The sequence below is a fragment of the Pinirhizobacter soli genome (assembly GCF_015905305.1).
Classification (GTDB): domain Bacteria; phylum Pseudomonadota; class Gammaproteobacteria; order Xanthomonadales; family Rhodanobacteraceae; genus Pinirhizobacter; species Pinirhizobacter soli.
Window position 1 is genome coordinate 2006153 of the sequence record NZ_JADZLQ010000001.1, and the last position, 14197, is coordinate 2020349.

The following is a 14197-nucleotide window of genomic DNA, read 5'->3' on the forward strand; positions in this document are numbered from 1 at the left end:
CCGCGTTGGGTCAGAACTTCCACTCTCGCCCGGAACCCCCGCGCCTTGCATGTGCCGAAAGCATCACTTCCGTGCCAGGCCCCGTCCGGAACCTTAAGTCATCCGAACTACCTGGCGGCACCGGCAAACAGCTTGTTCATCGCGCCATATTCAGCCGCCGGCGCATCCGCCACCTGAGCGATATCGCCTGCCAGGAAACGTGCGGCGAGCTGACCCACATGGCCCCAGCCCGCCTGGGCGATGGCCGAACCTGCACTCAGTCGCCGTACGCCCAGGCGCTGCAAAGTAGGTAAATCCGGCAAGTTAGGCACCAGCATGATGTTCAACGGCAAACCATCGATGGAGGAAGCGATGTCGCGGATATGGCCCGCATCGGACGCGCCTGGCGTGAACAGGCCATCGCAGCCTGCCTCGCGGTATAGCGCCGCACGTCGCACCACCTCCGCCACGGCATCGCCTGGGGCGGCAAGTCCACGCAAATAGACGTCGGTGCGCACATTGAGGAAGAGGTCGGCGCCCGCGCTTGCCAGTGCCGCACGAATGGCCGTGAGCTTGCGGCAAAGGAGCTCTGGGGCGTCGGAGCCGTCCTCGATATTCACGCCGTTGACCCCGGCCTCCACCAGCTGCAGAGCAAGTTCCGCCACGGCTTGCGGATCGTCGGAATACCCCGCCTCCATATCCACGGTCAGCGGCACCGACACCACCCGCCGGATATCCCGCGCCGCGCCGATGATCTGCTCGGGCGGCAACGCCGCCGCATCGGCATAGCCCCTGGACCAGCAAAGCCCGGCACTGGTGGTCGCCACCGCCTTGGCGCCCAGGCTCTCCACCAACCTGGCGCTCCCCGCATCCCAGGCGTTGGGAAGCAACAGGATGGAAGGACCTTCGTGCAACTTGCGCAGTGCTGCTGTCGTCATGGGAGAGTCTCCAGGAAAGAGACGTCCACATTGCCTGTACCCCAACCGCGAAACAATGATGTCGGAGGTCATGCGGCCTTGAGGGGGAGCACCTCGCTGGCAATGCGCTCGCCGATAAAAAAAGGCCGCGCGATGCGCGGCCTTTTTTCGCTTTCTTTTTAGACGGCTTACGCGGCGCCAGCTGCCGAATAGCCCTTCAACCGCTGGGCAAATTCCTGCAGGGAGCGAATGCCGCTCTGCTCGGCCTCGTGGATCCATGCCTGGAGGTTCTTCAGGGCGTTTTCGGCACCGCGTTCTTCCATGACGTTGTTCAGGCGGGTGCGGAAATCGCATACCGTGGCCAGGGTCGGGCGGCGGGCCATCACAGCCTGCATGCGCTCGCGGCCTTCGGTGTCCAGCCACTTGCCGCCATCGGCCATGGCACGACGCAGGCGGCGCGGCACGGACTTGACGGTGTCGCCGGCGTGCACGACTTCATCGCGCAGGGTGGCCAGGATCACATTGCGGTAGTAGTCCGTCATCGCGTGGAAGCGATGGGTGAGCAGGCCCTTGAGTGTCTCGGAATCGGGCAGGCTGACGTTCGGACGCAGGTTCAGCGTGGGAGCCACGCGCAGCACCTTGGCCATGCCCACGGCACGGAAAGCGCAGATCGCCGCCCAGCCGATGTCGAACTCCCACTTGCGCAGGGCAAACTTCGCCGAGCTCGGGAAAGCGTGGTGGTTGTTGTGCAGTTCCTCACCGCCGATCCAGAAGCCCCAAGGCGAGATATTCGTGGCCGTGTCGGAGCTCTCGAAATTGCGGTAGCCCCACCAGTGGCCGATGCCATTGACGAAACCGGCGGCCCAGAACGGGATCCAGATCATCTGCACGGCCCACATGGCGACACCGATGGCGCCGAACAGGGCCAGGTCGATGAAGAGCATAAGGGTGGGGCCCCAGTACGGATGGCCACCGTAGAACCGGCGCTCGAGCCAGTCGTCCGGCGTGCCCTTGCCGTACTTCTCCATGTCTTGCTTGTTTTCGCTGGCGTCGCGGTAAAGCGACACGCCATCCCAGAAGACTTTCTTGATGCCGAAGATCTGCGGGGAATGCGGATCTTCCTCGGTCTCGACCTTGGCGTGGTGCTTGCGGTGGATGGCCACCCACTCTTTAACCACCATACCGGTGGTGAGCCAGCCCCAGAAACGGAAGAAGTGCACCAGCACGGGGTGGAAATCCACGCCGCGATGGGTCGCGCTGCGGTGGTAGAACAGCGTGACGGTGAAGATCGTCAGCTGCGTGACCACCAGCAGGTAGACAAGCTTGGTGACCCAACCCGCTTGGGTCAGTCCGTTGGAGAGAAAGTCGAGCAACGACTGGAACATGGATGAAAACCACGCGAAGTCAGGTGAGGAAGGAGTGTAGTGGACAGGCTTCCATACCCGCCAGCACGGTTTGACCGACAGGCACACAGTTTAGTGCCGCCGGTTGTACGAATCCGGAGGCGACGTGACAATCAGCCCATGACTGATCCCAACGTGCGCCCTTTCCTCGCTAAATCCAAGGCATGCAGGTTATATGCCGACCCCGCCAAACTGAACGACGCGGCATGACGACCACCCGGGTGTTACTGCGGATGGCAGGCGTGGCGCGGCGCCGGGCGGGTCGGGTGGCCGTGGACGACCTGAACCTGTCTTTGGCGCGGGGCGAGGTGCTGGGCCTGCTCGGGGTCAACGGCGCCGGCAAATCGACCACCCTGGCCATGGTGGCCGGTGCCCTGCGCCCGGATGCCGGGACCATCGAACTGGATGGGCAGGACTTCATCGACCGTCCTGAAATCGGTCGGCAGCTGGTGGGTTGGCTGCCGGAAACTGCCCCGCTGTGGCCAGAACTGACGGTCCGGGAACACCTGCAGGCCTCCGCCAGCTTGCGTGGGTTACGCGGCAAGGCCCCGGTCGAGGCCGTGATCGAGCGGCTCGCCCTGGGTCCGATGGCCCGACGCGTGGCGGGCGTGCTGTCCCAGGGCCAGCGCCAGCGCCTGGGCCTGGCCTGCGCGCTGCTGCACGATCCGGCCCTGCTGGTGCTGGACGAACCGGCCAATGCCCTGGATCCGGTACAGACCGCCGAGCTTCGCAGCATCATCGCCGAGCGCGCCGCAGCCGGTTGCGCGGTCATCCTTTCCACGCACGTGCTGGCCGAGGTCACGGCCGTATGCACGCGCGCGGCCATCTTGCACCAGGGTCGCCTGCGCCATGACGGGCCACTGACCAGCGATGCCGACCGCCAGGCCCTGGACAAGACGTTCTTCACCATCGCCACCAGCGCGGAGGCTGCATGAGCATCGCCGCGGTCGCCCACCTTGAACTGCGTCGCCTGCGCGTGCGCCCCCTGGCCTGGCTGCTGGCCGCCCTCACCCTCGGCTGGCTGGCATGGCGGTATCTGTTCCTGCTGGACACCTTCATGAAGATGCAGGTGAAGCTGGCGGCGATGGCCGATGGTCCGGGCTTTACGGACCTCGTCGCCGTGCCGCTGCTGGCGGAGTTGCTGCAGTTGTCCTTCGTGGTGGTGCCGTTGATGACGATGACGCTCATTGCCAGTGACCGCCGCCAGGGCACGCTTCCCCTGCTGCTTTCCACCGGCCAGCCGCCCTCGCATATCGTACTGGGCAAGTACCTGGCCGCTCTGTGCTGGCTGGCGCTGTGGCTGTTGCTGGCGCTGGCGATGCCGCTGGCATTGGCAGGCTCGGTGCACCTGGACCTGGACCTGGGCAAGCTTGCCGCCGCCACCCTGGGCTGCGCGCTGATGATGGCGACGCTCGCTGCCATCGGTATCGCCTGCTCGGCCTTTACCTCGCAGGCCGCCCTGGCGGCCGTGGCCGCACTGATCATAGCGCTGGCGCTGTGGACGGTGAACTCAGGTGCGCGCGCTGCCGGCGTTGAGGGTGGATTCCTCGACTGGCTGGCTATGAGCACTCATCTACAGATCATGGCGCGTGGCGTGGTGGGGACGAACGACATCGCTTGGTTCGGGATCGTAATCGTAGTGTCGCTGGCATTGGCCAGCCGGCGCCTGGCCGACGAGCGGGGGCGCCGCTGATGCGCCGCCTTGAAAGCTGGATCTTTGCGTTGGCCCTGCTGGTGGCGGCTGCCTGCGTCGGCTTCTTTACTTCGCGGTATGCGGTGCGCGCCGACTGGAGCACCGGCGGCCGCGCCTCGATCGCGGCGGAAAGCCAGGCCGTGCTCGACCGCCTGCCGGGGCCTGTGGAAGTGGTGAGCTATGCCAGCCCTTCTGGTGAGCTGCGCGCAAATATCGGCGCCTTCATGGAGCGCTACCAGCGCGCCAAACGCGACCTCACGCTTCGTTTCGTCGATCCGGAAAAAGATCCCGCCGCCATGCGCGAACTGGGCATCAGCAACGACGGCGCGATGATCATCCACTACAAGAACCGCGTGCAGCGCCTGGACGACTCGCTCACCGAACGCTCCATGAGCAATGCCCTGGAGCGGCTGGCGCGCGGCGGCGAGCGCATCGTCGGCTTCGTCACCGGCGATGGCGAGCGCCTGCCCGGCGGTAAGGCCAATGCAGACTTGGGCACGTTCATGACGCAGTTCGAGGCACGGGGCCTGCGCTCGGTGCCGCTGAATTTCGGCCAGGTCCAGGCCGTGCCCGAGCATACGGACCTGGTGGTGCTTGCCAGCCCCTCCGCGCCGCTATCGCCCGCCGCGGTACAGGCGCTGGTGGACTACGTCGGCAACGGCGGCAACCTGCTATGGCTCGCCGAGCCGGGCGACCTGGACCTGGGCGTGAAACCGCTGGCCGATGCCCTGGGCGTGCGCCTGCTGCCGGGTGTGCTGGTGGATGGCCAGGGCGCCAGCTTGAATCTGACCGACCCGCGGCAGATCGTGCAGGTGAGTTACCCGCCGCACCCGATCACGCATGGCTTCACCCTCACCACGCTGTTCCCGCAGGCGGCGGGCCTGGCCAAGGTGTCGGGCACCGACTGGACGGTGGCCGCTTTCCTTCGCACCGGCGAGCAAAGCTGGACGGCCTTCCACGGCATCGCCAACGACCAGCCGTCCACCATCCGCTACGACGCCGCGGCGGGCGAACTTCGCGGCCCCCTGGATTTCGGCTTTGCACAAACGCGCCTGTCGCCCAGCCCTGAGAAGAACGAGCAGCGCGTGGTGGTGGTGGGTGACGGCGATTTCCTTGCCAATACCTTCGTCGGCAACGGCGGCAACCGGGCCCTGGGCGAACGCATCTTCGACTGGCTGCTGGGCGACGACGCACTGGTGGCTTTGCCGCCGCGCGGCGCTCCCGATCGCGTCCTGGAACTGACGCAGGCGCGCCTGGATGTGTTGACCCTGGTCTTCCTCGTGGGGTTGCCCGTGTTTTTGGCTGCCATGGGCGGATTCATCGCGTGGCGGCGGCGGCGCCGGTGAAGCGGCAGACGCTTCGGCGCCTGACCATGGTCACCGTGGTCGCCTTCCTGGCCGCGGCGATGTGGCTGCAGGTGCACCGCGACAACAGCCGCGCGCAACAGCAGATGCTCTCGGCGCTGGACGAGGCCAACATCACGCATGTCGAGCTGGCCTTCCGCGGCGGACCGCGGACATCCTGGACCCGGCGCGACGGTACCTGGAGGCTGGATGGCTCCCCGGGCACCGCCGTGGACCAGGGGCGCCTTGAGGATCTGGTCAACCTGGCCGTGGCGCCCGTGGCCAGTTGGCGGCCGGTAAGCGATTTCGACGTCACCAAGCTCGGCCTGGCACCGCCCCTGGCCACTCTGCGGCTGGACGACACCACGCTGGAATTCGGCGAACCGGCGGCCATCGGCCAGCTCCGCTACGCCCGCGTGGGCGAGCGCATCGCGCTGATCCCCCTGCAGGCCCTGCCCCGGCCGGACAAAGCCACGCACTAGCAACGCAACGTTCTGATGACAGGCATGGAGCGATGATGGACGGCCTTGCCATCCACCGGGCCGAGCCTATATCGAACCGGTCCCCCTATTCCTTCCCGGAGCTTAAATCCCATGAGCAAGCAAGCCATCGGCGTGGTCGGACTGGCCGTGATGGGCCGCAACCTGGCGCTCAACATCGAAAGCCGCGGTCATGCCGTGTCGGTGTTCAACCGCAGCCGGGAACGCACCGACGATATGCTGAAGTCCTTCCCCGGCAAGAAGCTGGTGGGCACTTATTCACCGGAGGAATTCGTCCAGTCGCTGGAAAAGCCGCGCCGCATCCTGTTGATGGTGAAGGCAGGTGGTGCCACCGATGACACCATCGCCGAACTCCTTCCGCTGCTGGACAAGGGCGACGTGTTGATCGACGGCGGCAATACCTTCTTCAAGGACACCATTCGCCGCAACGAGGAATTGGCCGCGCACGGCATCCATTTCATCGGCACGGGTGTATCCGGTGGCGAGGAAGGCGCGCTGCATGGTCCGTCGATCATGCCCGGTGGCCAGAAGGAAGCCTACGACCTGGTGGCGCCGATCCTTACCGAAATCGCAGCGCGCGCGCCCGACGGCGAGCCCTGCGTGTCGTACATGGGGCCCGGCGGCGCCGGCCACTACGTCAAGATGGTCCACAACGGTATCGAGTACGGCGACATGCAGCTGATCGCCGAGAGCTATGCCGTACTCAAGGGCGTGCTGGGACTCTCCAACGACGAACTGGCCAAGGTGTACACCGAGTGGAACAAAGGCGAGCTCGACAGTTACCTGATCGAGATCACCTCGCGCATTTTTGCCAAGAAGGATGACAGGACGGGTAAAGACCTCGTCGATGTGATCCTCGACCGCGCCGCCCAGAAAGGCACCGGCAAATGGACCAGCCAGAGTGCGCTGGACTTGGGCGTACCGCTGCAGCTGATCACCGAAGCGGTGTTCGCGCGCGTGCTATCATCGATGAAGGATGAGCGCGTTGCCGCCAGCAAGAAACTGACCGGCCCCACGGCCACTCCGCCTCGCGATCGGGAAGCACTGGTGGAATCAGTGCGCAAGGCGCTGTACTTCAGCAAGATCGTGTCCTATGCGCAGGGCTTCGCCCAGTTGCGGGCTGCCTCGGCCGAGTACCAATGGAACCTCAATTACGGCGAGATCGCCAAGGTATTCCGTGCCGGCTGCATCATCCGCGCCCGCTTCCTGCAGAAGATCACCGATGCCTATGCGAAGGAAGCGGACCTCACCAACCTGCTGATGGCGCCCTATTTTTCCGACATCGCGGAGAAGTACCAGGATGCCCTGCGCGAAGTGGTGGTGGCCGCCGTGCAGGCAGGCGTGCCGGTGCCGTGCTTCTCCTCGGCCATTGCCTATTTCGATGGCTATCGCACTGAAACATTGCCTGCGAACCTGATCCAGGCCCAGCGTGACCTCTTCGGTGCGCATACGTTCGAGCGTATCGATGACAAGGGCAGTTTCCATGCCGACTGGAGCTGAGCCGCACCGTGCCTGAACTTCCCGAAGTGGAAACCACGCGGCGCGGGATCGCGCCGCACATCGTGGGCCGCAAGGTGGATCGTGTCGTGTTGCGGCGCGCGGACCTGCGTTGGCCGATCCCCACGGCCGTGGCCGCGCTCCTTCCCGGACAACGCATAGACGCGGTGGAACGGCGGGCGAAGTATCTGTTGATCCAGAGCCAGGCCGGCACCGCCATCGTGCACCTGGGCATGACCGGCGTCCTTCGCGTGTTGCCCGACGACACTCCGCCAAACAAACACGACCACGTGGACATCGTGCTCGACTCGGGCGACATGCTTCGCTTCACCGACCCGCGCCGCTTTGGCAGCCTGCTATGGCAAGGACCGTTCGAGACGCATGAACTGCTGAAGAACCTGGGACCGGAGCCCCTCACCGACGACTTCGACGGCGATACGCTCTGGAACGCCTCACGCAGCCGCAGTGCGGCTGTGAAGACCCTGCTGATGGACAACGCCGTGGTGGTGGGCGTGGGCAATATCTACGCCAGCGAAGCGCTGTTCGCGGCAAAGATCGACCCTCGGCGCAAGGCCGGAACGATCTCCCGCGCCCGGTATGCAAGGCTTGCCACGGAGGTCAAACGCATCCTGGCCCATGCCATCGAACGCGGCGGGACCACCCTGCGCGATTTCCTCGCGCCGGACGGTGCACCGGGTTACTTCTTCCAGGAACTCTTTGTGTATGGCCGGGAAGGCGAGCCATGCAAGGTGTGCGGCACGGGCATCCGGAATATCACGCTAGGGCAGCGCTCGACGTTCTACTGTCCGCGCTGCCAGTCGTGACACGCGCAGATGTCAGCTTCGGGCGTCAGGCCAGATCAGTTCGGCGTGGGTATTGTTGAAGGCAGGGTCGTCCTGCGAGCCGCCGACGTAGACGGTGACGTCTTCGCCCACGCCTTCGATATCCATGCCCTGTCCATCGACGAAGTGCGCGCCAAGGACCTGCATCTCCACCATCTTCTCGGCCAGGGTGCCTGCGCGACCGGCATCGTCCGTGGGCACATTGCGCAGGCTGATGTCCGGCCGGGCGAACTTGCGCATGCCGCGGGTGTGGATCCACTGGCGACCTGGGTTGTGTTCATCCTCGCTGCACAGGATCAACACGTGGTTGCGCGGCGGTGCACCGCCCTCCACCAGGTAGTGGCGGCGCCACTGGGTGGCCTCGTACAGCGACATCACTTGCGGATCCACCACCACCGAACCACCGGCATCGAGCAGCGCCGCAACCACGCCGAGCGTGTCGCGCAGGTAGTCCAGGCTCGATGAGTCGTCCACTTCACCTCGCACCGCCAGCACATGCGGCGCCTGGAGAGCGCGTTCGAAACCGGAGGGATTATCTTCCTTCAGGATCTCGCCCAGCACGCCTGAGAGTGGATAGCCCTCCCAGCGCGACAGCACGGCGTTCTGGTAGCGCTGAAGCTCGACGCCGGGCGGGAGACCGGCACTGTCGTACTTGCGCGCCGGTATGACGATCTCCTCGGCGAAGCTGCCGAAGATGAAGAACAGCAGCATCGACTTGCCACCGGCTTGCTGGAAGTACGGCCGTGGCCAAGTGTTGAGCGGGGTATCGGTCACGAGCGTTTCCTATGCATTGTTGCCCAGCGGCAGCACGGATTGCTGCAACTCGATGCGGCCGTCACCGGCGGTGATCTTCTTGAACTCGGCGCGACTGACCGAGACATAGCGGTCGTTGCCGCCGATCTCAACCTGCGGGCCCTGGGTCACGGCGTGGCCCTGTTCATCCACGCGTACCACCATGGTTGCCTTGCGGCCGGTATGGCAGATCGTCTTGATTTCGTCGAGGTTGTCCGCCCAGGCCAGCAGGTACTTGCTGCCTTCGAACAACTCCCCGCGGAAGTCCGTGCGCAACCCGTAAGCCAGCACGGGTATGCCAAGGCGATCCACTACGTCTGAGAGTTGCCACACCTGGGCACGGCTCAAGAACTGGGCTTCATCTACCAGGACGCAGTGCAGCGCGCCACGCTCGGCTATATCGCCCTGCGTCATGGCCAGCAAATCCTCCTCGGAGGAAAACCGCCTTCCTGCGGCCTTCAGGCCGATGCGCGAGGCCACCACGCCTTCGCCATAGCGATTGTCCAGCGCAGGCGTAAGGATAAGCGTGCGCATCCCGCGTTCATGGTAGTTGTGGGCGCTCTGCAGCAAGGTGGTGGTCTTGCCGGCATTCATCGCCGAATAATAGAAGTAGAGCTTCGCCATCGCGCCATATTACCGTTTTGCGACGTGCTACCGGCAGCCTCCCCGGCCTGCGGGGAAATTTCAGTCAGCGGCGGCTTGGGAAAGCCGCAACTTGCGCTCGGCCCACCAGCGGCGCAGGTCCAGCGCCACGCCCACGCCATAGACCATCTTGAACATCTGCAGCCGCAACCAGACCGGCCTTGAATCGTAGACGTCGCCGGCCAGCATGGAAATCACCCCCTGCTCCAGTTGCAGGGCGTTCCGGGGGTTGCGGAATAGCTTGGTCATGACCGGGCCGTTGAAGCGGTAGATGAAAAAGGCGAAACGACGCATGCCCTTTCGTACGCGCCGCTGCATGCTCCGTTGCGCGGCGGCCTCGGACCTGGGCTCGCGCAAGGCGCGGTCCACTACGTCCACGGCTTGCTCGGCGCCGTTCATCGCCAGGTAAACACCGGATGAAAACACCGGGTCGAGGAACGCGTAGGCGTCGCCGATGAGGATCCAGCCAGGACCTGCCATCGCCGAGGCGTCATAGGCGTAATTGCCGGTAACGCGCACCTCGTTATCGATAAGCGTGGCGCCGGCCAGGCGTTGCGCCAGCTGGACGTTGCCGTTGAGGGTGGCCATGAGGAAATCCACGTTCTGGCCGCGCCGTGTTTTCAGGTAATCCGGCCGGCATACTGCACCCACGCTCATCACCCCGCCCGGTAGCGGGATCATCCACATCCAGCCGTGCTCGAAGCGATAGATGCTGATGTTTCCGGCGTCGTCCCCCGGGCGGTGTTCCGCACCAGAAAAATGACCGAAGATCGCCGCGCTCTGGTGCTCACGATTGCGCCGCCGAAGCTTCTTTTTCGATGCCATGAACCCATCGCGGCCGCTGGCATCTACCACGTACTTCGCGCGCACGGTATAGCTACCGCCATCGTCCGTCCGCACGCTGAGCGTGCTGTCCCGCGGGCCTGCCTGGTCGACGGCAAATACTTCCACGCCTTCGCGGGCATCGGCGCCGCACTGGCGGGCATGCTCGAAGAGCATCTTGTCGAAGTCCTGGCGGTATACCTGGTAGGCATGCGGCGGACTGGACCCCAGGGCGCGGTCAAAAGCGAACGTGCTGTAGCCGGCCGGCGTGTCGGATTCGAAATCCGCTCCGCGCTTGTGTACGCCGATGGCGCGTACCTTGTCCAGAACGCCAAGCCGTTCGAACAGCGGCAGGTTCATCGGCAACAGCGACTCACCGATGTGGAAGCGGGGATGGTGCGCTTTCTCCAGGACCACCACGCGGTAGCCGCGCCTGGTCAGCAGGGCCGCGGCCGTACTGCCGCCCGGACCGCCGCCGATCACGGCAATATCGCACTGCACGTCGTTTTCCATCTGTGCAACAGCCATCGTCCGCTCCATTGTCCGCCATCGAAGGCGGGGGCCTTGCGTCTGCTACCATGGCCCCTCGCACCACATCCTGCCGTGAAACCTTTCGTCCATGCTCAATCCGCAACAACACGCGGCGGTCGAATATTGCGACGGCCCCCTGCTGGTCCTGGCCGGTGCCGGCTCAGGCAAGACGCGCGTCATCACCGAGAAGATCGCCCATCTGATCGGCCGCCGCAAGCTTGCGCCGGAAAAGATTGCAGCGATCACCTTCACCAACAAGGCCGCGCGCGAGATGCGCGAGCGCGTGTCGAAGATCATCCCGGCCGAGGCCGCGGCGGCGCTCACCGTCTGCACCTTCCATGCCCTGGGCCTGAAATTCCTGCAGATCGAACATGAACGCGCGGGCCTGCGACGCGGGTTCTCGGTGCTGGACGCCGACGACACCGACGCGATCATCAAGGAACTCTCGCCCAAGGGCGTGAAGCCGGAGGTACTGAATGGGCTTCGGAACCTGGTGAGCCGGGCGAAGAATTCGGCCCTCACCCCCGACGAAGCCATGGCCGCCGCGCGCAGCCCGCGCGAGATCGAGGCGGCCACCATCTACGACCTCTACCAGCAGCGCCTGTCGGCCTTCAATGCGGTGGACTTCGACGACCTGATCCGCCTGCCGCTGCGCATCCTGGAAGCCGACGACGACTGCCGCATGGCCTGGCGCGAGCGCCTGCGCTACCTGCTGGTGGACGAATACCAGGACACCAACGACGCCCAGTACCGCCTGCTCAAGGCGCTATCGGGCGACAAGGCCCGCTTTACCTGCGTGGGCGACGACGACCAGAGCATCTACGCCTGGCGCGGCGCCAACCCGGAGAACATCGACCAGCTCGGCCGCGATTTCCCCCAGTTACAGGTGATCAAGCTCGAGCAGAACTACCGCTGCGCCAAGCGCATCCTGCGCGCGGCCAACAAGCTGATCGCCAACAATCCCCATGTGCACGAAAAGCGCCTGTGGAGCGACCACCTGGAAGGCCCGCTGATCCGAGTGCTCGAGTGCAAGGAAAGCGAGCACGAAGCGGAAAAGATCGCCGCCATCGCCTCGCACCTGTACGAGAAATACAAGGACAAGGGCTGCCGCTGGAGCGACTTCGCCATCCTCTACCGCGGGAATTTCCAGGCCCGTCCGCTGGAGAAAGCCCTGCGCCTGGCGCGCGTGCCCTATCACCTGTCCGGCGCCCTGAGTTTCCTGGACCGCGCCGAGGTGAAGGACGTCCTTTGTTACCTGCGGCTGCTTGCCAACCCCACCGACGACGCGGCCTTCCTGCGCGTGGTGAACGTGCCCAAGCGTGAGATCGGCGCCACCACGCTCGAGAAGCTCGGCCAGGTGGCCGCCTCCCGCGGCGCTTCGATGCTTGACGCCGCGCGCAGCGACAGCGTGCTGAAGACCCTTTCAGCGCGTCCGGCGTCGCAGCTGGCCTCGTTCACCCGCCTGATGGACGAACTGCGCAGTGCCGCGATCCACCACAGCGCCGCTGAATTGGTCGAGATGCTGTTGCAGAAGACCGGCTACGCCGCGCAGATCGCTTCAACCACGCCCGACCAGATCACCCGCGACCGCAAGCTGGGCAACCTGCGCGAGCTCACCGAGTGGTTCGCCGCCATGCAGAAGGATGGCGGCGGCGCCGGCGATCTCGCCGCACAGCTGGCTTTGCTCAGCCATGCCGACCGCGATGACCCGGGCAATGCGCTGCGCATGATGACCCTGCATTCGGCCAAGGGCCTGGAGTTTCGTTTCGTCTTCATCGCCGGCTGCGAAGACGGCACCCTTCCCCACGAAGGGGCGCTGGACGAAGGCCGCATCGACGAGGAACGCCGCCTGATGTACGTGGGCATTACCCGGGCCAAGGAATTGCTCACCCTGAGCTATTCGGCCCGCACGAAGAAGTACGGCGAGATCCTTTCCAACCAGCCCAGCCGCTTCCTGAAGGAACTGCCCGAAGCCGACCTGCACTGGGAAGGCAAGGACCTCGAGGCCGATGCCCTGGTCACTCGCGAAACGGCGCAATCACACATGGCGAAGATCGCCGCCATGCTGGCTGCCAACAAGCGCTAGATAAGCCGCTCCGCTTCCAGTTCCTGCTTCAGATAGGCATAGAAGATCGGCGCCGCGACCACGCCGGCCAGGCCGAACGCCGCCTCGAACAGAAGCATGGCCACCAGCAGCTCCCAGGCCCGCGCGCGAATCTGCGTACCGACGATGCGCGCGTTGAGGAAATACTCAAGCTTGTGGATCACGATCAGGAAGCCGAGCGCGGCCATGCCCACATAAAGCGATATCGACAGCGCGGCGATGGTAACGGCGGTGTTGCTGATCAAATTCCCGATCACCGGCATCAGGCCAACGATGAACGTGAACAGCACCAGCGTCTTGGCCAGGGGCACGTGGATGCCCATCAGCGGCAACACGCCGAGCAGGAAGATCGCGGTAAGCACGGTGTTCACCAGCGAAATCTTGATCTGGGCAAACACGATGTCGTGGAACGCCTTGGACAATCGCGCGCAACGCAGGCCCAGGGCCGCCGCCAGCGGACCCACCTGATGGGGCGGACGCGTGCGAGACAAGGCAACGATACCGCCCAGCACCAGGCCGATCAGGATGTGCACGGTGACGCGCGCAGCCTCCTTGCCGGCCAGCTGCAGGGTAACGGCATGCGTCTTGGCAAACCCGGTAAGGACCAGGCGCAGTTCTTCCACGCTGTCCGGCAGATGGTCCACGATCACGGTGGGCAGTTGTTCGCGTGCCTTGTCCACCAGCGGCATCAACTGGGTCTGCCAGAGCACCTCGGGATTGCCCAGCTCACTGCGCAGGAAGCCGACCGCGCCAAAAATAGCCAGGATCAGCAAACCGACCACGACCACCGCCAGGATCGCCACCACCAGGGCACGGGCGCGCGTGCCCGCCAGGCGGTTGCCCAACAGCGGGGCAGTGGAAAACACCACCTCGTAGACCAGCAGGCCCGCCAGCAGCGCCGGCAACAGCCTCAGTGCCATCACCAGCAGTAGCGCCAAGGCAGCCAGGGTGTAGCTGGCGATGCGGATGGGCAGGGTCGAGCGCGTGAGGTTGTCCATGCAGGTCCGAGCGGTGGGGCCAGTTCGTGACTTTATACGATGGCCGGGTGTTGCGGCCGTGGCGCAGGCCAGGCGTCACCCGGCTGTCGTAAACTTTCCCGATCATCACCCGCCCTTCAAGCAGGACGCCCAAC

Annotated in this window: 13 protein-coding genes; 7 read left to right on the top strand and 6 right to left on the bottom strand. The window is 64.9% G+C overall.

Annotated elements, in window-relative coordinates:
- Positions 1-107 precede the first annotated feature (107 nt).
- On the bottom strand, positions 108-917 hold the full coding sequence (locus NDK18_RS08900) for an isocitrate lyase/PEP mutase family protein (RefSeq protein ID WP_250627558.1): 810 nt from the start codon (positions 915-917) through the stop codon (positions 108-110).
- Positions 918-1084: 167 nt separating this feature from the next.
- Positions 1085-2281 carry a DesA family fatty acid desaturase gene (locus tag NDK18_RS08905; protein ID WP_250624643.1) on the bottom strand — a complete coding sequence of 399 codons (1197 nt, stop codon included), beginning with the start codon at positions 2279-2281 and terminating at the stop codon, positions 1085-1087.
- A gap of 224 nt (positions 2282-2505) precedes the next feature.
- Between NDK18_RS08905 and NDK18_RS08910 the strand changes: the two genes are divergently transcribed.
- From NDK18_RS08910 to mutM, 6 genes are all read left to right on the top strand, one after another.
- A complete protein-coding gene (locus NDK18_RS08910; RefSeq protein WP_250624642.1) occupies positions 2506-3234 on the top strand; it encodes an ABC transporter ATP-binding protein in 729 nt (242 codons plus the stop codon).
- Positions 3231-3992: an ABC transporter permease gene (locus NDK18_RS08915; RefSeq protein WP_250627559.1), complete on the top strand. Its 762-nt coding sequence runs from the start codon at positions 3231-3233 to the stop codon at positions 3990-3992. The genes NDK18_RS08910 and NDK18_RS08915 overlap by 4 nt, the downstream gene beginning before the upstream one ends.
- Entirely contained in the window at positions 3992-5338 is a 1347-nt protein-coding gene (locus NDK18_RS08920) for a GldG family protein (RefSeq protein WP_250624640.1), read from the top strand. Before NDK18_RS08915 ends, NDK18_RS08920 begins: the two co-directional genes overlap by 1 nt.
- The gene (locus NDK18_RS08925; RefSeq protein ID WP_250624639.1) at positions 5335-5817 is read left to right on the top strand and encodes a DUF4340 domain-containing protein; all 483 of its coding nucleotides are present in this window, start codon (positions 5335-5337) and stop codon (positions 5815-5817) included. The genes NDK18_RS08920 and NDK18_RS08925 overlap by 4 nt, the downstream gene beginning before the upstream one ends.
- A gap of 111 nt (positions 5818-5928) precedes the next feature.
- Positions 5929-7335 (top strand): NADP-dependent phosphogluconate dehydrogenase, encoded by a 1407-nt coding sequence (gene gndA, locus NDK18_RS08930; RefSeq protein ID WP_250627560.1) that lies wholly within the window; start codon positions 5929-5931, stop codon positions 7333-7335.
- An 8-nt stretch (positions 7336-7343) separates the two neighbouring features.
- On the top strand, positions 7344-8156 hold the full coding sequence (mutM, locus tag NDK18_RS08935) for a bifunctional DNA-formamidopyrimidine glycosylase/DNA-(apurinic or apyrimidinic site) lyase (RefSeq protein WP_250627561.1): 813 nt from the start codon (positions 7344-7346) through the stop codon (positions 8154-8156).
- Between the two features lie 12 nt (positions 8157-8168).
- On the opposite strand, the gene NDK18_RS08940 is transcribed toward mutM, so the two are convergent.
- Genes NDK18_RS08940 through NDK18_RS08950 form a run of 3 tightly spaced genes read right to left on the bottom strand, consistent with a single transcriptional unit; the run spans position 8169 to position 10958 of the window.
- Positions 8169-8948, bottom strand: a complete 780-nt coding sequence (locus NDK18_RS08940; protein WP_250624636.1) for a hypothetical protein — start codon at positions 8946-8948, stop codon at positions 8169-8171.
- Between the two features lie 9 nt (positions 8949-8957).
- On the bottom strand, positions 8958-9590 hold the full coding sequence (locus NDK18_RS08945) for a thymidine kinase (protein WP_250624635.1): 633 nt from the start codon (positions 9588-9590) through the stop codon (positions 8958-8960).
- A gap of 60 nt (positions 9591-9650) precedes the next feature.
- Positions 9651-10958 carry an NAD(P)/FAD-dependent oxidoreductase gene (locus tag NDK18_RS08950; protein ID WP_250624634.1) on the bottom strand — a complete coding sequence of 436 codons (1308 nt, stop codon included), beginning with the start codon at positions 10956-10958 and terminating at the stop codon, positions 9651-9653.
- Positions 10959-11049: 91 nt separating this feature from the next.
- Here NDK18_RS08950 and NDK18_RS08955 point away from each other — a divergent pair, with 91 nt between their 5' ends.
- Positions 11050-13047, top strand: coding sequence for a UvrD-helicase domain-containing protein (locus NDK18_RS08955; RefSeq protein ID WP_250624633.1), 1998 nt, complete (start codon positions 11050-11052; stop codon positions 13045-13047).
- On the opposite strand, the gene NDK18_RS08960 is transcribed toward NDK18_RS08955, so the two are convergent.
- Positions 13044-14063, bottom strand: a complete 1020-nt coding sequence (locus tag NDK18_RS08960) for an AI-2E family transporter (protein ID WP_250624632.1) — start codon at positions 14061-14063, stop codon at positions 13044-13046. The two genes, NDK18_RS08955 and NDK18_RS08960, sit on opposite strands and share 4 nt — an antisense overlap.
- Between the last annotated feature and the right edge of the window lie 134 nt (positions 14064-14197).

What these genes read in the sequence shown, in the direction of transcription:
- NDK18_RS08955 (WP_250624633.1), top strand. Translation starts at nt 11,050, where the DNA reads ATGCTCAATCCGCAACAACACGCGGCGGTCGAATATTGCGACGGCCCC.
- NDK18_RS08945 (WP_250624635.1), bottom strand. Translation starts at nt 9,590, where the DNA reads ATGGCGAAGCTCTACTTCTATTATTCGGCGATGAATGCCGGCAAGACC.
- gndA (WP_250627560.1), top strand. Translation starts at nt 5,929, where the DNA reads ATGAGCAAGCAAGCCATCGGCGTGGTCGGACTGGCCGTGATGGGCCGC.
- NDK18_RS08950 (WP_250624634.1), bottom strand. Translation starts at nt 10,958, where the DNA reads ATGGCTGTTGCACAGATGGAAAACGACGTGCAGTGCGATATTGCCGTG.
- NDK18_RS08910 (WP_250624642.1), top strand. Translation starts at nt 2,506, where the DNA reads ATGACGACCACCCGGGTGTTACTGCGGATGGCAGGCGTGGCGCGGCGC.
- NDK18_RS08905 (WP_250624643.1), bottom strand. Translation starts at nt 2,281, where the DNA reads ATGTTCCAGTCGTTGCTCGACTTTCTCTCCAACGGACTGACCCAAGCG.
- NDK18_RS08915 (WP_250627559.1), top strand. Translation starts at nt 3,231, where the DNA reads ATGAGCATCGCCGCGGTCGCCCACCTTGAACTGCGTCGCCTGCGCGTG.
- NDK18_RS08900 (WP_250627558.1), bottom strand. Translation starts at nt 917, where the DNA reads ATGACGACAGCAGCACTGCGCAAGTTGCACGAAGGTCCTTCCATCCTG.
- NDK18_RS08960 (WP_250624632.1), bottom strand. Translation starts at nt 14,063, where the DNA reads ATGGACAACCTCACGCGCTCGACCCTGCCCATCCGCATCGCCAGCTAC.
- NDK18_RS08920 (WP_250624640.1), top strand. Translation starts at nt 3,992, where the DNA reads ATGCGCCGCCTTGAAAGCTGGATCTTTGCGTTGGCCCTGCTGGTGGCG.